Annotated in this window: 25 protein-coding genes; 11 read left to right on the forward strand and 14 right to left on the reverse strand. The window is 54.1% G+C overall.

The genetic code is table 11. The annotated features are described in order from the left end of the window. The first annotated feature begins 25 nt into the window (after positions 1 to 25). Both HOL66_07275 and grxD read left to right on the forward strand, forming a co-directional pair. On the forward strand, positions 26 to 259 hold the full coding sequence (locus HOL66_07275; protein ID MBT5244029.1) for a BolA family transcriptional regulator: 234 nt from the start codon (positions 26 to 28) through the stop codon (positions 257 to 259). 30 nt (positions 260 to 289) lie between these two features. Beyond that, positions 290 to 625: a Grx4 family monothiol glutaredoxin gene (gene grxD / locus HOL66_07280; protein MBT5244030.1), complete on the forward strand. Its 336-nt coding sequence runs from the start codon at positions 290 to 292 to the stop codon at positions 623 to 625. A gap of 23 nt (positions 626 to 648) precedes the next feature. Here grxD and HOL66_07285 read toward each other — a convergent pair whose 3' ends face one another. The 4 genes from HOL66_07285 to HOL66_07300 all read right to left on the reverse strand — a co-directional run bounded on the left by HOL66_07285 (position 649) and on the right by HOL66_07300 (position 3,402). Further along, entirely contained in the window at positions 649 to 1,419 is a 771-nt protein-coding gene (locus HOL66_07285; protein MBT5244031.1) for a dioxygenase, read from the reverse strand. Positions 1,420 to 1,490: 71 nt separating this feature from the next. After that, complete coding sequence (rpsD, locus tag HOL66_07290; protein MBT5244032.1) at positions 1,491 to 2,105, reverse strand: 30S ribosomal protein S4; 615 nt, start codon at positions 2,103 to 2,105, stop codon at positions 1,491 to 1,493. Between the two features lie 176 nt (positions 2,106 to 2,281). Next, entirely contained in the window at positions 2,282 to 2,845 is a 564-nt protein-coding gene (locus tag HOL66_07295; GenBank protein MBT5244033.1) for an HNH endonuclease, read from the reverse strand. Positions 2,846 to 2,901: 56 nt separating this feature from the next. Then, positions 2,902 to 3,402, reverse strand: coding sequence for an HPP family protein (locus HOL66_07300; GenBank protein ID MBT5244034.1), 501 nt, complete (start codon positions 3,400 to 3,402; stop codon positions 2,902 to 2,904). Positions 3,403 to 3,455: 53 nt separating this feature from the next. Here HOL66_07300 and gluQRS point away from each other — a divergent pair, with 53 nt between their 5' ends. Together gluQRS and HOL66_07310 are read left to right on the forward strand one after the other, a co-directional pair. After that, a complete protein-coding gene (gluQRS, locus tag HOL66_07305) occupies positions 3,456 to 4,322 on the forward strand; it encodes a tRNA glutamyl-Q(34) synthetase GluQRS (GenBank protein ID MBT5244035.1) in 867 nt (288 codons plus the stop codon). A 294-nt stretch (positions 4,323 to 4,616) separates the two neighbouring features. Beyond that, positions 4,617 to 5,603, forward strand: a complete 987-nt coding sequence (locus HOL66_07310) for a minor capsid protein (GenBank protein ID MBT5244036.1) — start codon at positions 4,617 to 4,619, stop codon at positions 5,601 to 5,603. A gap of 15 nt (positions 5,604 to 5,618) precedes the next feature. Here the strand turns inward: HOL66_07310 and HOL66_07315 are convergent, their stop codons facing one another. The 3 genes from HOL66_07315 to HOL66_07325 all read right to left on the reverse strand — a co-directional run bounded on the left by HOL66_07315 (position 5,619) and on the right by HOL66_07325 (position 7,935). Further along, on the reverse strand, positions 5,619 to 6,506 hold the full coding sequence (locus tag HOL66_07315) for a hypothetical protein (GenBank protein MBT5244037.1): 888 nt from the start codon (positions 6,504 to 6,506) through the stop codon (positions 5,619 to 5,621). Between the two features lie 101 nt (positions 6,507 to 6,607). Continuing rightward, positions 6,608 to 7,066: a YtoQ family protein gene (locus HOL66_07320; GenBank protein ID MBT5244038.1), complete on the reverse strand. Its 459-nt coding sequence runs from the start codon at positions 7,064 to 7,066 to the stop codon at positions 6,608 to 6,610. 20 nt (positions 7,067 to 7,086) lie between these two features. Further along, complete coding sequence (locus HOL66_07325) at positions 7,087 to 7,935, reverse strand: DUF4743 domain-containing protein (GenBank protein ID MBT5244039.1); 849 nt, start codon at positions 7,933 to 7,935, stop codon at positions 7,087 to 7,089. A gap of 65 nt (positions 7,936 to 8,000) precedes the next feature. Here HOL66_07325 and HOL66_07330 point away from each other — a divergent pair, with 65 nt between their 5' ends. Next, on the forward strand, positions 8,001 to 8,465 hold the full coding sequence (locus HOL66_07330; protein ID MBT5244040.1) for a hypothetical protein: 465 nt from the start codon (positions 8,001 to 8,003) through the stop codon (positions 8,463 to 8,465). A 71-nt stretch (positions 8,466 to 8,536) separates the two neighbouring features. Here HOL66_07330 and HOL66_07335 read toward each other — a convergent pair whose 3' ends face one another. Continuing rightward, positions 8,537 to 8,944, reverse strand: a complete 408-nt coding sequence (locus HOL66_07335) for a global cell cycle regulator GcrA-like protein (protein MBT5244041.1) — start codon at positions 8,942 to 8,944, stop codon at positions 8,537 to 8,539. A gap of 356 nt (positions 8,945 to 9,300) precedes the next feature. Between HOL66_07335 and scpA the strand changes: the two genes are divergently transcribed. Then, positions 9,301 to 11,451 carry a methylmalonyl-CoA mutase gene (scpA, locus tag HOL66_07340; GenBank protein MBT5244042.1) on the forward strand — a complete coding sequence of 717 codons (2,151 nt, stop codon included), beginning with the start codon at positions 9,301 to 9,303 and terminating at the stop codon, positions 11,449 to 11,451. Here scpA and HOL66_07345 read toward each other — a convergent pair. The 3 genes from HOL66_07345 to HOL66_07355 form a co-directional block, all read right to left on the reverse strand. Next, positions 11,373 to 11,654, reverse strand: coding sequence for a hypothetical protein (locus HOL66_07345; protein ID MBT5244043.1), 282 nt, complete (start codon positions 11,652 to 11,654; stop codon positions 11,373 to 11,375). The two genes, scpA and HOL66_07345, sit on opposite strands and share 79 nt — an antisense overlap. 9 nt (positions 11,655 to 11,663) lie before the next feature. Further along, positions 11,664 to 11,870: a hypothetical protein gene (locus HOL66_07350; protein MBT5244044.1), complete on the reverse strand. Its 207-nt coding sequence runs from the start codon at positions 11,868 to 11,870 to the stop codon at positions 11,664 to 11,666. Between the two features lie 166 nt (positions 11,871 to 12,036). Continuing rightward, on the reverse strand, positions 12,037 to 13,503 hold the full coding sequence (locus tag HOL66_07355; GenBank protein MBT5244045.1) for a hypothetical protein: 1,467 nt from the start codon (positions 13,501 to 13,503) through the stop codon (positions 12,037 to 12,039). Positions 13,504 to 13,564: 61 nt separating this feature from the next. On the opposite strand from HOL66_07355, the gene HOL66_07360 reads away from it, so the two are divergent. Then, positions 13,565 to 14,380, forward strand: a complete 816-nt coding sequence (locus tag HOL66_07360) for a formylglycine-generating enzyme family protein (GenBank protein ID MBT5244046.1) — start codon at positions 13,565 to 13,567, stop codon at positions 14,378 to 14,380. A gap of 47 nt (positions 14,381 to 14,427) precedes the next feature. Continuing rightward, complete coding sequence (locus tag HOL66_07365; GenBank protein ID MBT5244047.1) at positions 14,428 to 14,943, forward strand: hypothetical protein; 516 nt, start codon at positions 14,428 to 14,430, stop codon at positions 14,941 to 14,943. Between the two features lie 100 nt (positions 14,944 to 15,043). Here HOL66_07365 and HOL66_07370 read toward each other — a convergent pair whose 3' ends face one another. Both HOL66_07370 and HOL66_07375 read right to left on the reverse strand, forming a co-directional pair. After that, positions 15,044 to 15,442 (reverse strand): hypothetical protein, encoded by a 399-nt coding sequence (locus HOL66_07370; protein ID MBT5244048.1) that lies wholly within the window; start codon positions 15,440 to 15,442, stop codon positions 15,044 to 15,046. After that, positions 15,439 to 15,807, reverse strand: a complete 369-nt coding sequence (locus HOL66_07375; GenBank protein ID MBT5244049.1) for a hypothetical protein — start codon at positions 15,805 to 15,807, stop codon at positions 15,439 to 15,441. Before HOL66_07375 ends, HOL66_07370 begins: the two co-directional genes overlap by 4 nt. A 138-nt stretch (positions 15,808 to 15,945) precedes the next feature. Between HOL66_07375 and HOL66_07380 the strand changes: the two genes are divergently transcribed. From HOL66_07380 to HOL66_07390, 3 genes are read left to right on the forward strand one after another with little or no spacing between them, the layout of a single operon-like run. Beyond that, positions 15,946 to 16,578 carry a helix-turn-helix transcriptional regulator gene (locus HOL66_07380; GenBank protein ID MBT5244050.1) on the forward strand — a complete coding sequence of 211 codons (633 nt, stop codon included), beginning with the start codon at positions 15,946 to 15,948 and terminating at the stop codon, positions 16,576 to 16,578. 40 nt (positions 16,579 to 16,618) lie between these two features. Continuing rightward, positions 16,619 to 17,506, forward strand: a complete 888-nt coding sequence (locus HOL66_07385; protein MBT5244051.1) for a branched-chain amino acid aminotransferase — start codon at positions 16,619 to 16,621, stop codon at positions 17,504 to 17,506. Between the two features lie 12 nt (positions 17,507 to 17,518). Beyond that, positions 17,519 to 18,094 carry a sel1 repeat family protein gene (locus HOL66_07390; GenBank protein MBT5244052.1) on the forward strand — a complete coding sequence of 192 codons (576 nt, stop codon included), beginning with the start codon at positions 17,519 to 17,521 and terminating at the stop codon, positions 18,092 to 18,094. On the opposite strand, the gene HOL66_07395 is transcribed toward HOL66_07390, so the two are convergent. Then, a complete protein-coding gene (locus HOL66_07395; protein ID MBT5244053.1) occupies positions 18,091 to 19,677 on the reverse strand; it encodes a lysine--tRNA ligase in 1,587 nt (528 codons plus the stop codon). The two genes, HOL66_07390 and HOL66_07395, sit on opposite strands and share 4 nt — an antisense overlap. Between the last annotated feature and the right edge of the window lie 34 nt (positions 19,678 to 19,711).

Raw genomic sequence — 19,711 nt, forward strand, 5'->3', positions numbered from 1 at the left:
TAGCTATTACAAAGGACTAACGCACATGGCAATGGAATCTGCCGAGATCGAAAAGATGATCAAGGAAGCGCTTCCCGACGCACAAATCGATATCGAGGATTTGCGCGGCGACGGCGATCATTATTCCGCCCGCATTATTTCCAGCGCCTTCGCGGGCAAATCCCGCGTTCAGCAACACCAAATGGTCTATGCCGCCCTGCAAGGCAAAATGGGCGGCCAACTTCATGCCCTGGCCTTAACTACCGAAGTCCCGGCTTAAAACAGACAACTTCTACAAAGGAATTATCAGATGAGCGACAACCCAACCTTCGACCGCATCAACGGCGAAATCAGCGACACCGACGTGGTTTTGTTTATGAAGGGCACACCGATGTTCCCGCAGTGCGGTTTTTCCGCCGCCGTCGTTGGCGCACTGTCCCAGATGCAGGTCAAGTTCAAGGGCGTCAACGTCCTTGAAGACATGGAAATTCGCGAAGCCATCAAGGCTTTTTCAGACTGGCCGACGATCCCCCAGCTTTACGTCAAGGGCGAGTTCGTCGGTGGTTGCGACATCATCAAGGAAATGTATGAAGCCGGTGAGTTGCAAAAGATGTTCGACGACAAGGGCATCGACTATCAGGCTTAAGTGAGCGCCACGCGATCGGGTGACTATTCAAAAGCGTAAGCGGACATTCCGACGCCGCCGTCCATGAAGCCCCGGTGCAGGGCGCGGCCCCTTGCGTTTGCGCCGCCAGCGCCGAAGGCCACGCCAAGCGGCAGGAAATGCTCATCGCGTGGATGGGCCAGCGCCCCGTCTTCGTTGCGATAGTTTGCCAATGCCGCACCATCCCCGGCGATCAGGATTTCTGTCAGCCAGTCATCAAAACGTAAGGCCCAGTCCGGCACTTTGTCGCCGCCGGGACGGAATGCTGAAAAGTTATGAACCGCACCACCGCTGGCCAGCACCAGCACGCCTTCATGACGCAGTGGCGCCAGCGCCCGGCCAAGCGCCATATGATAGGCCATGCCCAACCCTGCCTGAACGGAAAGCTGGGTCACCGGCACATCGGCCTTGGGCAGCATCTCCTTCAATGGAATCCAGGCCCCGTGATCAAGGCCGCGGCTGACGTCAAGGTGACAATCCATCCCGGCCGAATTCAATAATGCCTGTGCACGTTCTGCCAATTGCGGCGCCCCCGGGGCCGGGTATGACATTTGATACAATTCATCGGGAAAACCATAAAAATCATGGATGGTTTCAGGTTCCTGGGCCGTACTCAGCGTCGGAACGGTAGTTTCCCAGTGTGCCGATACGCATAGGACTGACGTCGGCTTGCCTATGTTTTCGATGAGTTCCCGCCAAAAAACGCGGGCCGGACAATCCTGCAACATGATGGTCGGCGCACCATGGGAAATAAAGACACTTGGCAAAGAGGCCACTTGAAGACCCTCCTGAAACGAAAAAGGCGGCCCCTAAAGGACCGCCTTTAAACAGTATATGCCGACTTCGATTAACGCGAATAAAATTCGATCACCAGGTTGGGTTCCATCTGCACCGGATACGGTACGTCGGCCAACAGCGGCTGGCGTACGAAGGTGCCCTTCATCTTTTTGTGGTCAACGGACATGTAGTCGGGAATCTCGCGCTCGGAGGAGACAACAGCTTCCAGAACCATCGGAATGTCGTGTGCCTTCTTGCGAACTTCGATTTCATCGCCGTCCTGAACCAGGTAGGAACCAATATTGACCTTCTTACCATTGACCGCGACATGGCCATGGTTGACGAACTGGCGAGCGGCGAACACGGTGGGAACAAATTTCATGCGATAGACGACGGCGTCCAGACGGCGCTCAAGAATGCCAATCAGGTTTTCCGATGTGTCGCCACGACGACGCACGGCCTCGGCATAATAGCGGCGGAATTTTTTCTCGGTGATGTTGCCGTAATAGCCTTTAAGCTTCTGTTTGGCCATCAGCTGGGTGCCGTAATCGGTTTCTTTACGGCGTCGCTGACCATGCTGGCCGGGGCGGCTGTCGCGGTTGTTAATGGGGCTTTTGGGACGTCCCCACAGGTTGACGCCAAGGCGCCTGTTAATCTTGTATTTCGATTTGATACGTCTGCTCATAACTTTTCTCTTTTCCAATCACTCGTTAGCCGGTTGTTTTTGTCCCAATAGCCGTCAACGACACCCACTAAAGTGCTTATGGGTATGCTGGGGCGGGGTCTTTTGACCCTCATTCTTGGGAATAGTGCGCGAATATAGCCACCCGGCCCGGAAAGGCAAGGGTTTTTAAGGTAAATCTAGTCCTGCAGCAGTTCGGCGTCCCAATAGAGAAAATCGTGCCAGCTTTTGTGCAGGTGACCCGGTGGAAAACCGCGGCCATTTTCCTGTAATTCCCAGGCCGTCGGCTGGCGTGGTTTGGTCAAGGGATACATCCGCGCTTGTTTGGAAAGCTGGTGGCCCTTTGTCAGGTTACACGGCGCGCAGGCAGTCACCACATTGCCCCATAACGTCGTACCGCCATGGGCACGGGGAATGACGTGATCGAAGGTCAGGTTTTCACTGGGGAAGTCATGGCCACAGTATTGGCACGAGAAGCGGTCACGCAGGAAAACGTTAAAGCGGGTAAAGGCCGGTTTCTTGGCCATGGGGACGTAGTCTTTTAGCGAAATAACGCTGGGCAGGGGCATCTCGAAGCTGGGGGAATGGACCGCCTGATCGTATTCATCGACGACATTAACGCGGCCCATGAACACCGCCTTGATGGTATCCTGCCAGCACCAAAGCGACAGCGGGAAGTAGCTCAACGGCCGGAAATCGGCGTTGAGAACGAGAGCCGGATAGCGTTCTAAAACGGCAGACACCTCATATTCTCCCAATACTGTGTTGAAAGAATACTACATGTTGTGTTTTATGCCAATTATAAGTCTGGTTCATAAACCATCGGATAAACCGTGTGTGGCGGCAGCTTATGAACCACCCAGGCAATGGCGATGAGCACCAGACAACCGCTGAAAATGGGAAACAGCAGAAACATCGGTCCGGGGTCCGTCAGCATGACAACAACCGGGGTCGCCCCGGCCGGTGGATGGGTGACCCGAAAGGCGACCATCAGACCGATCACCAGACCAACGGCAATGCCCACCGCCCACCAGTCCGGCGGCAGCCAAACGCGCAAGACCAGAGTGACCGCCGCCGCCAGCATATGACCACCGATCACATTGGCCGGTTGCGCCAAAGGACTTTTGGGAACCGCAAACAGCAAAACGCACGACGCGCCGAAGGGGGCGATCAGGAACGGATGGCCGCTGACAACGCCAAGCCAGCCGACAAACCCCATACCAAGCATGGCGCCAAGGCCGGACTTTATCCAGCAAGCGCAATGCAGTTCAGGTTGATGGCGATGAAAAAACGACAGCATATTCATAGTAGGGCCGTTATAACTGCTGATTCGAAAACATGTATAGTTCTAAAATGAATATGCCCTCACCCGACCGCGCCATTGTCACCCGGTTCGCCCCGTCGCCAACGGGGTTGTTGCATCTGGGTCATGCCTATTCGGCCTTACTTGCCGAAAACCTGGCCAAACAGGCAGCAGGCCAGTTGCTGCTAAGAATCGAAGACATCGATCCCCTGCGCTGCCACGCCGAATTCGAGACCGCCATTTTTGAAGATCTCGACTGGCTGGGACTTGAGTGGGAGCTTCCGGTGCGGCGGCAATCCGATCATATGGATACTTACGAGGAAGCGCTTGCGCGGCTCGAAGACATGGAGTTGCTGTATCCCTGTTTCTGCTCGCGCAAGGATATCCGCGACGAGATCGCAGCGGCGGGTGGTGCCCCCCATCAAGGGCCGGAGGGGCCACACTATCCGGGTATTTGTCGCGGCCTTACGCGGGCAGAAGCCACCCAGCGCAGAGAAGCCGGGGAGCCCTTCGCCCTCAGGCTTGATACCCATAGGGCTTTATCGGGGATAAAGGGCCCGCTCATCTGGCGAGACACAGACAACCTGGAATTCACGGCCCGTCCAGAGCAATTCGGTGATGTGGTTTTGGCTCGCAAAGACATCCCGACCAGCTATCATCTGGCCGTCACCATTGACGATGATCTGCAGGGTGTCACTCTGGTCAGTCGCGGCGAGGATTTGTTGCCCTCAACAGATGTTCACCGCCTGCTGCAGGAATTGCTGAACCTGAACGTCCCCACCTACCACCATCATCCCCTGTTGAATGACAAGGACGGTCGCAGGCTGGCAAAGCGCCACAAGTCAGAGACCATCAGGGCCCTGCGTGAAGCGGGTAACAGTCCAGAGGTGGTCAGGGCCATGGCCGGAATCGACTAAAATATGATCGCTAAATAAGGAAAATTAACTTATTTTATATATATTTTCCTTGTTTTTCCGATATTTTTATCCTATACTCCCCCTTAACGAGTGGCACAAATGCGTTTGCATTTCGGGGCCACTTTTTTTGTCCGGCCTGTCGGTGATTTAAAAAACCAGCGCCGCACAGACCGAAGAACAAACCGCCGCCCAGGCTAAAGCCTGAGCGGTTTTTTTGTGCCCGCCAATCTTTTTAACGGCGACGGAAGCCAACACGCCGACAGACACCTCAGCCTTTCATCAGGAGATAAAACCATGACAAGAATTTTCAAATTGAGCCACCCCATTGCCGAAAACGTAAACGCCAGGCCGAAAGACGTTCTGTCGGCGAAGCGCTTTTTGTATGACAGGGGATTCTACGAACCACCAAAATGGGGACTGACTGAATTCCCCGACCACGCCCTGATCGACGCCATCCGAGATTTCCAGCGCGCCAGCGCATTACGCGTCGATGGCGTCATGAAACCGGGTGGCTCAACAGAAGAAACGATCCGGAAAATCCAGTCCCGGGCGCGCCAGTTGCAGGGCATGGGCCGTCATGGCGATACCCTGCTCGCCCACATTAACCCCGCCGAGGCGATGATACTGAAAGCCAAAGGCGGCGCCGGGACGACGAACCCTGCGACCGGATTGCTTGAGTTTTATGACGCTGACGAAAGGCAAGGGAAATACATCTGGCGAACAGTCGGCGACAGCAAGGTGCGCTCTTCCCATGCCGAGCTTGATGGAAAAGTTTTTTCTTGGGACGACCCGCCTGAAGAAGGCCACCCCGGTGAAGAATACAATTGCCGATGCTGGGCGGAAGATGTGGAAGAGAAAAAAGAGGACAAGGAAGACTGTGAGAAAATTAAGTGGGAAGTTAGAGCTGCAAATCAAAGGATTAATGATCTCCAAAAGCCTATTGATAACGCTGAGAATAACGTATCTAAAACCGAAGATATGCTTGAAGACTTGAAATCTGAAAGGAATGCCACAAGGCTTGAATTAACGGCAGCACAGGCTTCAATCAGGCTGGGGACTAAGACTCTAATAGGAATTGTTATCAGTACTGCATACCTGACCGATGAAATTCAAAGGCTTCAAGAAAAATTGGAAGAAATTGAACACAATATCGGCATTGAAAAGCATACGCTCGCTGATCAAAAAATGAAGCTTGAACAACTTGAGCGCAAATGCGAAAGCCATCGACAAACTGCTGAGGAATTGTCCCGTCGATACGAAGAATGTGTCAAAAAACAATAAATGAACTGAAGTGCCTTAATAAGGCCGAAAGTTCCCTTCGGTCCATATCTCGATGTTCAGGAAGTCAGCCACCGATAAATGGGGAAACAGCCTGTCCGTTCCGGTTTGGGCAACGTCACCTCCACCGTTTTGCAGGGCGCGTTTGTACCAGAAATAGGCCATTGCGTTGCTCTGCCGGAAATTGTGCCCAATTTCGAGGCGGCGGGCCAACTTCAACTGGGCGGCGAGATCGCCCTTGTGGGCTTTGTTTACGAGGTTCGTCTGAAATCCCAGGCCTTCGGGATAACGTTTTTTCCATTCCTGGTGTTCCTTCTCCCAGTGTATTTCCTTGATTTTGCTGTTTATGAAACTGTTAAGGATGTCATAATTCACATTGTCAGGATGTCGTTCGAGCAGCGTTTCATACTCGCGCCCCATGACGCGTATTTCCTCTACGGTGGCCGCATGGAGTTTCTTTGCCCAGGAAAGTCCATCTCGTAGCGCCTTGGCTTCCGGCACGGGTTCACCATTGTCTTGAACGCAGTTGATGATGCCCCGGACATAGGGGGGGAAGTCATTTTCCTCAACTAATACAAAAGCCGGAATGCGCATTTGATGATGCAGGTGTTCAAGGTCTTGTTTTGTCAGCAGCGAGGCCATTGCCTTTCGGTAAGGACATAGCTTTTTATGATAATCCAGTGTGGCCCGGTCTTTGATTGAAATTTCTTCCCCGGCGTCCAGACCCGTCGTCATTTCATAAATTTCGTTGATGAGTTGTCCTGATCGTCCAAGATCGTTTTGGGCTATGGCTCTTTTGGCTTTTTTTACGAGAACTGCAACGGGCGTCAGGCCGGGATCATCGGCGAGGACATCGCTCGAAGATAGGATAACAACCGTCAGCAAAAGAAAGAATAAGCGCAACATCGCTATATTATCGCGAAAGTTGGCTTGATGGACAAACACCTTTTAAGGGCATGGCCACCCGCCGGGTTGCCGACCCGCGCGGGGCCGGGGCGATGGCCGGTTTATAGAACGCCGGTCATCACGTATTTTAAGATCCGCACCACCTGTTCGGGCGTCTCCGCTACGGCCAACGCTGCCCCGTCGACTTCTTTCAAAGGGTGGTTGATGGCCGGATCGTGCAGGGTGACAAGTGGCGTTCCCATGGCGACCGCGTAACCGGCGTCGAAGGCGGCGTTCCACTGCTTGTATTTATCACCAAAGCGCACGACGACCACATCGGCGCGCTCGATCATGGTGCGGGTGCGGATGGCGTTGATGCCTGATCCCTTTTTATCTTTCCAGAAGTCGTCCGTCTCGGCCCCCAGAATCTCGACACCGCAATCATCGCTGCTGGCGTGATCGGTGATCGGCGAAAGCAGTTCAATGTCCAGCCCGGCCGCCTCGATGCCCGCTTTAATTTGCTCGCGCCAGTCGGTGTGAATTTCACCAGACAGGTAAACGCTTAATCCTTCTTCGTTCATGTTATTTAAGTTCCTATACTTTAAAGACCGTGAAGGCCGTTTATCAGATCGATGTAATCGGGATGGTCAGCTTCGATATATCCATGGCGGATGAGAAAATCAATGACCACCAGCGAACAATTGAATTTGAAGTCCTCGCCCTCGCCAACCCGGGCGGCGACAGCGTCCAGTTCCATCAGTTGAAAATCCTCGACCTCGCCATCCGTGTTGTCGGGCCTGAAGTCAGCGGGCAGGGCCAGGTCATAGTTAAACAGAACATCCCGGCGCAATCCTTCGGGGCGTTCGGTAACATAACTGATAGCCCCCACCGGCACACTGGCGGCGGCAATAATGGCCGGGATCGCGGCTTCTTCGGCGCATTCCTTTAGCAGATTATCTTTAAGCGAGATGCCGCCGGGCTGGCCACCGGCGACGATCTGATCAAGTTTCCCGGGCCCGGTAGGCTTCGACAAACTGCGCCGGGCGATCCACATGGACAGGCCATCATCAGTCAAGACGACACCGTTTAAGTGGACCCCGTACCCGATAATACCAAAGGGGGCTACGGCGGCGCGTTCAATGTCAAACAGTGTCGGGGCTGAAAATGAGGTGGCGACTTTATACTTCTCGCCGCGCCAGCCGGGAAGATCACCGCGCTGCATCAGTGCTTCAAGAACCTCGCCGACAGCCGCGGTACGATTGTCAGGGCCTGAAAGATGCTCATTGAGGGCCACGGATTCGTCGCCACAAACAAAGGTATCGGGGTAATCCTTCAAGGCAGCGGCGAAATCAGGCTTCACATAACCAACCACTTCGCCACCCACGATAAATGGCAGATAAGCGGATAAATCCGGTGCTTTGCATTGGTTTATGCGATCAAGAAAACTCATAACCCGATCCTGACCCGATCCAGAGAACCTTGTCAATTAAGCGTCCTTGTGCGAGCTTTGTGTTTATGAAAATTTCAGCCCGCAAAGTTGCCCCTGATGTCTACGCGCTCAACTTCGACGACACTGAAGTTGTGCTCGAAGGCAAGGAAATCAAGATGTTACTTCTTGAGGTCATGCAAACCCTTGCGCCGGGAGGGGCAACAAAAAAGGAAGACACCCGTTCCAAGGATTTCATGCGCCGTATCAAGAATGCCAACGATGTCGGTATTCAGAAACTACTACTGGTCGCCGATCATGAAGATTTACTGGTGTTGCTCAAGAACGGTGAACTGGACGAGATGTTGCAGGATAAATTTTTCAACAACATGAGCGACAAAAACCGCAAGATGTTTGAAGAAGACCTGATCTACCAGTTTAAAGACGGCATCCCCGCCCAGCGCGCCAAGCAAGCCATCAGCCGGCTGATCGAAACCACCAAAGACCTGGAGGTTGAAGGCTCGCTGACCTACGAAAACGTGATGAGCCGCTAAACACTGACAAAAAAAGGGCGGGAATGACCCCGCCCCTGAACACTTTGCTGGTTGTCAAAAGAAAGCGGCGATCAGGCCACCTTGCGATCGCGGGTGCTTTTGACGTAGGCGCGGGCGCAATGACCGGCGCAATAAGGTTTACCCTCGACGCTGGGCTGGCCGCAGAAGCGCAAATCTTCAGAACCCGGCTCCCCTTCAGGCCAGTTGCACATACCTGATGTCAGGTCTTCCATCTTGACCATATCGGCGCGCGGCGGAACCACCATGGACGGGGCCCGTACCGCTTGCGGCAATTTCGCCACCCTGGGCGCCCTTGGCGTCGCATTAATCGGTGACTGACGTTTGGGCAGACCCAGACGGTGCACCTTGCCGACAACGGAATTCTTGGTGACGCCCAGACGGCGGCCTATTTCAAGTGTCGGAATGCCTTCGGCCCACAACGCCATAAGTGTTTTGACGCGATCAGGTGTCCAGTCGATAGCCATGTTATTATTCAGGGACGCGTACGGGATAAAGGTGATGACTTCCCCCCCATAATCCGATTCTGCGCGGGTCCTGCCTCCTTGTTGTTGGTTGGCGTTAAGCAGTCAAATGCTAAAAATTTTTACTACATTTACCACTGCTTGCCTACCCCCATACTATATGTAGTTGAAATCGCTACATATTGTGGGGATTATCCACAACCTCCACCGTATAAGGTGGTTTTATCCCCCGTTTCCACAGACTTTTCCACCTGAGGGCCGCGCTTCTTCGCACCTGCACAACAATTCCTTTTCCACAATGGGGTCCCGTGTTTATACTTTCCGCTCAATGATCTTTTTTAAGGAGCACTGCGGTGACATCGTCCAAGAACAAGGGACTGAACGATTGGCAGCAGGCTGCGACCAAGGAACTAAAGGGCGGCACGCCCGACGACCTGGTCTGGAAAACGCCTGAAGGCATCGAGGTCAAACCGCTTTATACGGCAGCCGATCTGGAAGGACTGGAAGCCATCGACACCCTGCCCGGCCTGCCCCCTTACATGCGCGGACCGCGCGCCACCATGTACGCCGGCAGGCCCTGGACGATCCGTCAATACGCCGGATTTTCAACGGCCGAAGAATCCAACAAGTTCTACCGCGACAATTTGAAGGGCGGGCAGAAGGGCCTGTCCATCGCCTTCGATCTGGCGACCCACCGGGGTTATGATTCCGACCACCCGCGGGTCGTCGGCGATGTTGGCAAGGCAGGCGTCGCCATCGACAGTGTCGAGGATATGAAGATCCTGTTTGACGGCATCCCCTTGGATGAAATGACCGTTTCCATGACCATGAACGGCGCCGTCCTGCCGGTATTGGCCGGATACATCGTCGCCGCCGAAGAACAGGGCGTACCGCGCGAGAAATTGGCCGGGACCATTCAGAACGATATTCTCAAAGAGTTCATGGTCCGCAACACCTACATTTATCCGCCTGAACCCTCCATGCGCATCGTATCGGACATCATCGGCTACACCGCCCGGCACATGCCCAAGTTCAACTCCATCTCCATATCCGGCTACCATATGCAGGAAGCCGGGGCGACCGCCGTGCAGGAACTGGCCTACACCTTGGCCGACGGTGTCCAGTACGTGAAAACGGCGGTGGAAAGCGGCCTTGATGTTGACAGCTTCGCGCCACGCCTGAGTTTCTTCTTCGCCATTGGCATGAACTTTTTTATGGAAATCGCCAAACTGCGCGCCGCCCGCCTGCTGTGGTCCGAACTGATGAGCCCGTTCAATCCAACCGATCCGCGCTCATCAATGCTGCGTACCCACTGCCAGACATCGGGTGTGTCATTGACCGAAAAAGACCCCTACAACAATGTCGTCCGCACCACTATCGAAGCGATGGCTGCGGTGCTTGGTGGCACCCAGAGTTTGCACACCAATTCCCTTGATGAAGCGATCGCCCTGCCGACGCCGTTTTCGGCCCGCATTGCGCGCAACACCCAGCTGGTGCTGGCCGAAGAAGCCAGCATCACCCGTGTCATCGACCCGCTGGGTGGCAGTTACTATGTTGAAAGCCTGACCGCTTCACTGGTCAATGAGGCCCGCAAGCTGATCGATGAAGTCGACGCCATGGGCGGCATGACCCGCGCTGTCGAGGCCGGTTTGCCGAAACTGCGCATCGAGGAATCAGCGGCCCGCAAGCAAGCCCGTGTTGACCGGGGCGAGGAAGTGGTGGTCGGCGTCAACAAATACGCCAAGGATGACGAAGACAGCATTGACACCCTGGAAATTGATAACGATGCCGTCCGCGAAGCGCAGGTGGCGCGCCTGAAGAACATCCGCGACAACCGCGATGACGCGGCCTGTCAGGCGGCCCTCGACGCCCTGACGCAAGCGGCTGAAAGCGGCGAAGGCAATCTTCTCGATCTGGCCGTCGTCGCGACCCGGGCGCGTGCAACCGTTGGTGAAATTTCCGACGCCCTTGAAAAGATTTATAGTCGCCATCAGGCCAACACCCAATCCATATCGGGTGTTTACGGGGCGGCCTTTGAAGACGACCCGTCGTTCGCCGAAATCCTTACAAAAGTTGAAGCGTTTATGGAAGGCCGCGGCAGGCGTCCGCGTCTGCTGGTCACCAAGATGGGCCAGGACGGTCACGACCGGGGCGCCAAGGTTATCGCCACTGCTTTTGCCGATATTGGTTTTGATGTTGATATCGGGGCGATGTTCCAGACCCCGGCGGAAACCGCCCGTGAAGCCATTGAAAATGACGTGCACGTCATTGGCGTCTCAACCCAGGCCGGCGGCCACAAGACCCTTGTCCCCGAATTGATCGCGGAGCTACGCAAGCAGGATGCGGAGGACATCATCATCATCTGCGGCGGTGTCATTCCGGCCCGTGACTATGATTTTCTCCACGATGCCGGGGTGTCGGGAATTTATGGCCCCGGAACCCATATTCCAACGGCAGCCGCTGAAATTCTTGGCATCATCGAAAAGACCCGTAAGGCCGCTTGAAGATCAAGAAGACTTGCGCGAAGAAAAACCGAAAATGGGATGCGCCAGTGACTTTCCCAAACCTGACGTTGCTCAAGGGATTTTTTGTAACGCTCGACAATCCGTTCGGGGGTCAGGCCCGTGTCATTATCGCGGGATGCTACGTCAACCTCGCTTAAGATCGCAGCGGGAATCAGTTTTTTCTTCGCTTGGTTTTTCATCATCTTTTCCTGTTATTCACCCAGCAGGGATTTACGCTTGGGCGTGTTATCGCTAAGGCCAAGCAAGCCGCGTGGTGATGTGGCAATGGTTCCTGAACGACCGCGACGGCGACGTTCAATTTCTTCAAGCCGTTTCTTGCGGGCCTCAATCTCGGGATCGGGGGGCGTCGGCATTGACAGTGGCGCTGGCGGTGAAGGCGCTGAAAATAATCCACCCATGACATCAAACTCCTTTGTTAGTGGGGTTAAATCGAAAAACAAAAAAACCCGCCCGGGCTTCAAGCCTTGGGCGGGGTGCGAACACAGTTGTGCAACTCGTTAAGGGGGAGACTAGGCTAATAGACGGGATAAGTCAAGTCTTTATTCCCTTTATATGTTTTTTTTCTTAGAAAAAGCCGAAGTTATTGCTGAGGCTCTTCATAAAGCCGCCCATTCCTGTCGGTTTGAACACCTTGTCGAACGCGCCTGCGGTTTTTGGGCCAATCCAGCCGTCGTTCTTCAGGGGCTTGAAGGCGCCTTTGCCAAAGGTTTTGGCGCCGACATCGTTGATGGTGTCCTGAACGACCAGACCCCAGGCGGTCGGGCTTTTATCGGCAGGCTTGTAGGGACTGTCATTCTGGAACAGGCCGGAGAAACTGTCATGGGCGACCTCGCCGAGCGTACCGCGGGCAGGCCCGCGTTTATTATCAAGCAGGTTCTGGAAGCTGCCAAGGGCGAGCGCGTTTTCAACCCTTGGGGCACCCAGTTCGGCGACGTTATTTCTGAATGATTGTTTGGTCTTCGGCCCGAACAGACCATCTGTTTTAAGTGACCCGGTCTTTTTGCGACCGTCCGCCTGATATTGACCGAGCAGGTTAAGGCCGCTCTGGACACCGCGGATAGCTGTCGACAGGCCGCGCTTGTCGGCCAGGCCGGCGATTTTAGCCCCGGCCCCAAGCACGCCGTCCAATACCGGTTGGCCATCCTTGCCCTTTGCTGCAACCGGTTCTTTTCTTGGGACGGTGGTGAACACCGGATCCAGCATTCTGCCGGTCTCGTCGGTGTTCACAGGGTCTGTACCGTAGTGATCCTCGAACCACTGGCGAACCTTACCGGCAACGTCGCTTTGCAGCGGGTCTGCGTAAGCGTCTGACCGATGCACCTGCCCCACCTCGTCCTCGGTCCAGTCACGGGTTGATTTAAGCAGGATGTCTGCAAGCGGGTTGTCGGATGTCTTCAGGTCCTCAAGGAAACTCTCGACCTCGGGACGGCGATCCGGTTTGGCGCTTTCATCGGCAACAAGTGAGTCCGCGCCTGATGAACCTTTAACCTCGTCATCGCCCTGGACGGGCTTTTGCGGTTGATCAGGAACATCACCTGCGGGTGTACCGCCGAGTTCTCCATCGATGGGGTTTTGATAATCGATCAATTCATTCCGATCTGTTTTGGCGATAGCGTTGCTACCCGCACTGGTAATTGAGCCCATGTTCAGGAGTTCAGCTTTATCAAATTTATCCGCTAACTTGCCCATATTCCCGGCGTTATCCAACGCGCCTTGCACAAAATCGACGCAGTTATCATCTAGCAATTGATAATTTCCCGGACTGGTTTTTGCGTTGTTCATGAAATCACGGACATTGGCTGCTTGCTCAGCGGTTAGGGAGATTTTCTTTTCGACAACCCCTTCACCCTTCACCCGTTCACCATCATCACGGATTTCTCCGGGATTATTTCCAAGGAGTAATTTTGCATCTCCCTGTCCTGGATATTTTCCCGATACCTTTTTCTCCAAACCGGGGCCGGAGACGCTAACGGAAAAATGCCCTGTCGGGCCTTTTGGGTCTGCATAAACTGTCATTTTATAGTCACTCATAATTTATTTCCTTTTTCCATAGTTGTGATAATCTGAAACGACTCAACGATAGGAAATCGCAGTGCCGTCGGTTTTAAAGTTCTCAGTCTGGTTGTTTGCATGGATTGCCTTGCCCGGTTTCCCGGCAAGTGCTGATGAACCGGCACGAAAACCCCTGTCAGTGTTTAAAGACTGCGAGGTCTGCCCGGAAATGATCGTCATCCCGCCGGGTAGTTTTTTTATGGGATCGGTTTTTGGCGATTCAACGGAAATGCCCGTCCACAGAGTCACCATCGCCTACCCCTTCGCCATTGGACGCGCCGAGGTTAAGGTGTGGGAATGGAAGGCCTGCGTTGCCGATGGAAATTGTGACATAGTCGACACTTTTTTTACTCAATCGCCTGATGACTATCCGCAAACCGGGATAAGCTGGCCGATGGCAAAGGATTATGCCGCCTGGCTATCGGAGAAAACCGGTGGGACATATCGTCTGCCTTCTGAAGCCGAATGGGAATACGCGGCCCGTGGCGGCACCCAGACCCGTTTCTGGTGGGGAGCAAACTTCAAAGAAAATTATGCCAATTGTGAATATTGTGGCACCAACAAAGATGTCGTCGGGTTACGCCCTGCGGGCACGTTTCCGCCAAACCCTTACGGGCTATATGATGTGTCCGGTAACCTCTACGAATGGATAGAGGACTGCTGGAACCCTTCATTCAAGGGCGCGCCAACGGATGGCTCATCCTGGCTGGAAGGGGAATGCAGATTGCGTGTTATCAAGGGCGGCTCACGAATGTCCTATGCCAAAGGTATCCGACCGGCCTATCGCTATCGAATTCACGGTGGCGGCACTAGTGGCAACAATCATGGATTCCGCGTCCTTCGCGAACTGCCGTAAATTCAAACCCACATTCCCCCAACAAATAAATATGTGAGATACCGTAAATGAGAAAAGGGCTTCCGAACACTTCCTTCCTGCCCTTCGCCTTCGTGGCGGTCTTGTTTGGCGGATATCCCGTATTGGAATATGTGCTCACGGCATTGGAACTTAGAGGACATGATCCAGGCTTTTGGATAATCGCAATAATTGTACTGGTAGACTCTGTTATCTTGAATTTTTGGCTACTTTCTTATGCATCTGGACAGCCCGCTTACAAATCCTGGAAAGCGGTTCTGGCGCTCTATCTGACGATCATTCTTCCTGGGTCAATCGCGTTTTCGGGAACAATGCTTATTGTGCTAAACTTGGGCGGCGATTCCAACCCTATCTATATCCCCATTACCTGGATGTTGATTGCATACATCCTGTTGTGGGGAAGTTACCAATTATTACGATCCAGGTTATTCACACCCTTCATAGGTGATCGCTTTGGGGCATGGCACGTTCGCCTGCAACTTGCCGCGGGTTTGACGGTGTTTCTGCTTTATGCCCTTTTCTTCATTAGTGCGTTTGCAGTGTAAAGATTTAATGCGGGGTAACTTTCACAAAAAAACCGCCCGGGCTTCAAGCCTTGGGCGGGGTGGGAACACAGTTGTGCAACTCGTTAATGATGAGACTAGGCTAATCGAACGGATAAGTCAAGGACTTTTTTTCTATTTTATGATTATTTTCTATAAATTGGTATAATTGCCAAGGCGTGACGACGGCCCGGACCTGGATGCCCAGGGTCCGTTTTACAGCCTCGACACAGGTATAGGGAAACAGGGGGGCCAGTTTTTTGGGAACCTCCCCAATCTGTGTCCTGAGCACCGTAAAACCCAATCCCTGATAGAACTGCGCGATCTCCTCTTCATCCAGCGACGGGTAGGTTTCGATTTCCGTATAATGACTGAGCGGATTAAAGACGGCCCATCCGGACCGCCCCTCGATGATCGCGAAGCAGTGCCGGTATCCGCGTTTCAGCAGCCACAGCTTTCTTAAGTCCGTTCTGTCCGTAAAGATGACCAGCGCCCGCTTCATTCGACAATGCCTTTTTTCCTGAGGATTGTCGTCATCCTGTCCAGTGCTTCGTTCCAAAAACGGGCCGCCCTTTCCTGTTCCCTGAGCCTGGGGTCGGGGGCGCACTCGCTGAAACCAAAGCTGGCCAGAACTTTTAAATGATGGCGTCCCAGAATCCGGGCCCGAACCAATTCCATCACCGAACAGTAGACATCATCAGGATCACAAGGGCGCACGACATCGGCTTCATCGCTGCGCATTTTTGCGCCTTCCAGACGGGCCCGCTGGCTGCGCATAAACCAGAACCAGGCTTCCTGCGCATCCAAAAACGGGAAGGTTGGCGCCTGTGAGATTTTTTTGTGTGTATAGCGACAGCGTACCAAAATGATATCCTCTCCTAAAAATGGAACAAAAGCAGAACATTATCAACTATTAGACTTTTTCTCCTATGTCAAGGCCGCACACCGCGAGTTTTCCACAGGTTTTTACGTGCATCTTTTTTATAATTGTACGATAATGTTCCTATGTTGAAGCATTCAGATGTCTGGCGCGCCGTAGACGCCATTGCCCGTGAACACGGGTTTTCACCTTCGGGACTGGCAAAACAGGCCGGTCTTGACCCGACAACATTCAATAAATCCAAGCGCGTCTCAGGCGACGGCAAACAACGCTGGCCAAGCACCGAAAGCATTTCCAAAATCCTTCGCGCCACCGGCGCTTCGCTGGGGGAATTCCTTTCCCACATCGGCGACGGGGAAGGCATCGGCATTTTTCGCAACGTGCCGTTGATCGGCTTTGCGCAAGCCGGAACGCAAGGGTATTTTGATGACGCGGGCTACCCCATTGGCGGTTCATGGGACGAAATCCCCTTCCCCGGCCTGGCTGATGATCATGCCTACGCCCTGGAAATTTCCGGCGACAGTATGGAGCCTGCCTACCGCGACGGCGATACCGTCATTGTCTCCCCGCAAGCCAGTATCCGCCGCGGCGACAGGGTCGTCGTCAAGACAATGGGCGGCGAAGTGATGGCCAAGGTGTTGCGCAGACAAACAGCCCACAAGGTCGAGCTTACCTCGATCAACCCGAAACATGACGACCGGGAACTGGCCAGCGAAGATGTCGACTGGATGGCCCGCATCGTCTGGTCCAGCCAGTAACAACCCGGCACACGAACTTTAAAGCATAAGGATATAGGCCATGGCGAAAACGCATTTCGGCAAGGGAACAAGCCAATCCCACATCGAGGAAGGCTACACCTACGTTGATGATCACTGGGTTGAAGGGGATCCGCAGATTATCAGCCCGAAAAGCAATGGCATGTGGTTAAGTTCAACCGTCTTCGACGGCGCCCGTGCCTTTAAAGGCGTCGCCCCTGATCTTGATCTTCATTGCGCCCGCGCCATCAGGTCAGCCGAAGCCTTGGGGTTGGCACCCAAAATAACAGGGCCGGAAATCGAAGAGCTCGCCTGGCAGGGCATCCGCAAGTTTCCCGAGGACACCGAACTTTACGTGTGCCCCATGTTCTTCGGCAATGAAGGGTTCATCGTGCCCATCCCCGAAAGCACCCGCTTCATCCTGACCGTCAGCCCGTCTCCCATTCCCCCGCCGGACGGTTTTTCCGCCTGCCTGTCATCATTCCAAAGGCCAGCCGTCAATATGGCACCAACGGACGCCAAGGCGTCATGCCTGTACCCCAATATTGCCCGGGCCGTTGTTGAGGCGAAAAAAAAGGATTTCGATACCGCCGTCATGACCGACCCGGAAGGCAATGTCGCCGAATTCGCCTACGCCAATCTGTTCATGGCCAAGGACGGGGAGGTTCACACCCCGGCGATCAATGGAACATTCTTGAACGGCATTACACGGCAGCGCGTTATCGAGCGCCTGAAAAGCACCGGGATAACCGTACATGAGCGGACCATAACATTTGCCGAACTTGAAGAAGCCGATGAAATTTTCGGCACCGGCAACTATTACAAGGTCGCCCCCTGCACCCGGATTGAGGGCCGCAACCTGCAACCCGGTCCCCTGTACAGCAAGGCCCGCGAATTATATTTCGCCTTCGCCGAGGCTGGCCGGAAATAAGGCGCAAAGGCTTTGCCAAAATTCCTTGCCACACTGGGCTTCGCACTTTTGCTAACAGCTCCACCAGGGCAAGTCCGGGCGGATTTTAATGCAGGGCTTTTGGCTTATGAAAATGGCGATTACAAAACCGCCTACGAGCAATGGCGGCCCGGGGCTGAAAAAGGCGACCCTTACGCCCAACACATGTTGGGTTTCCTGTACGCTAACGGTCGCGCTGTTCCCCTTGACCCGAAACAAACCATTCTCTGGTGGCAACGCGCCGCTGACCAGGGGTTTGCCCCGGCCCAATACACGCTGGGCTCGCTTTATCGCGAGGGTTTGGGGGTCAGGCGCGACCTTGAAAAAGCCGCCCACTGGATCAGCCGCGCCGCCGATGCAGGATACCCCGACGCCCAGTACGATTACGGCGTCATGCACGCCACCGGCGAAGGCGTCAAACAGGATCTGAGCACCGCCTACATGTGGCTCGATCTGGCCGCCGATACCAAAGGGCTGGAACCGGGTACATTCTGGAAAAATATCGACAAGCTACTGACGCCGCTGCAACGCCTTGAGGCCGATCAGTTGAAAAAAAAATGGAAAAACTAGCTACTTAAATCTTCCCCGGCAATGGCGCGACCGATCAACGCCACCGTTTCATCAATGCCGTAAAGGGCAATGAACGAGCCCATGCGCGGCCCCTGGGATTGCCCCAGCAGGATTTCGTAAAGCGCCTTGAACCAGTCTTTCAGGTTCTCAAAATTGTGACGCTTGCCAACTTCGTAGACTTCCGTCTGGATGTCGGCCCCCTCACTGCCGGCGGGCAGGATTTGCAGGGTTTTAGCAAGGTCTTCAAGGGCCGCTTTTTCAACCTCACCGGGCTTACGGTACTGTTTGGCAGGGCGGACGAAATCCCGGTAGTAGTTGATGGCGTATTCAACAAGTTTGTCGAGGATCGGGGCGTTTTCCGGTGTCGCCCCGGGCCGGTATCGGCCAATGAAATGCCACAGCACCGCCTTGTCTTCCGTATGGCAGACGCTGGCCAGATTGAGCAGGATATTATAGCTCAGGTGGGCTTCTTCATGGGGTGGATTACCCTGATGGATATGCCACACCGGATTGTCGATTTTCTTGTCGTCTTCGAGCTTCTCGTAATTGCCCAGATGGGCCAGATAATCATCGACGTTGCGCGGGATGATATCAAAAAACAGCCGCTTCGCAGTCTTCGGCTTTTGGTACATAAACAGGCTCAGGCTTTCAGGCGGTGCGTAGCGCAGCCATTCCTCAACAGCCAGGCCGTTACCACGGGATTTAGAAATCTTCTCGCCGTTTTCATCGTTGAAAAGCTCGTAGGTCAGGTTATGCGGCGGGGTATGTCCCAAAATGCGGCAAATCTTGCTCGACAGTTTGACCGAATCGATCAGGTCCTTGCCGGACATTTCGTAATTCACATCAAGACCGGCCCAGCGCATACCCCAGTCAGCCTTCCACTGTAATTTACAATGGCCGCCGGTAACCGGGGTTTCGATTTTTTCGCCACCCGCGCCCTCATAAACAATTGTTCCGGCATCGACATTGCGCTCAATAATCGGCACCTGCAAAACCACACCTGTTTTTGGGCAAATGGGCAGGAACGGACTGTAGGTGGCGCGGCGCTCATCACCCAGGGTCGGCAGCACCACATTGATGATCTTGTCATACTCGACCAGCACTTTCAGCAGCATCTCGTCAAACAGGCCGCCGCTGTAGTAATCGGTCGAGCTCTTGAATTCATACTCGAAGCCAAAATCATCCAGAAACGCCTGCAAGCGGGCATTGTTGTGATGGCCGAAACTTTCGTGGGTGCCAAAGGGGTCAGGGATTTTCGTCAACGGCTTGCCCAGGTGTTCGCTGACCATGTCCTTGTTGGGGATGTTGTCAGGTACCTTGCGCAGGCCGTCCATGTCGTCAGAAAAGGCGAACAGCTTGGTTGGCAAATCGGACAACTGCTGGAAGGCATGTTGAACCATGGAGGTACGGGCAACCTCGCCGAACGTGCCAATATGCGGCAGGCCAGACGGCCCGTAGCCCGTTTCAAACAGCACATAACCTTTTTCCGGCGTTTTGCCGCCTAAGTGTTTGATCAGCGCACGGGCTTCAACAAACGGCCAGGCGTTTGAGTTGTTGGCAAAGGTTCGGATGTCTTGGCTCATGGTCTGGTGTCCGCTTATCGCTAATGAGAAGAAG

The sequence above is a fragment of the Rhodospirillaceae bacterium genome (assembly GCA_018662005.1).
Classification (GTDB): domain Bacteria; phylum Pseudomonadota; class Alphaproteobacteria; order Rhodospirillales; family JABHCV01; genus JACNJU01.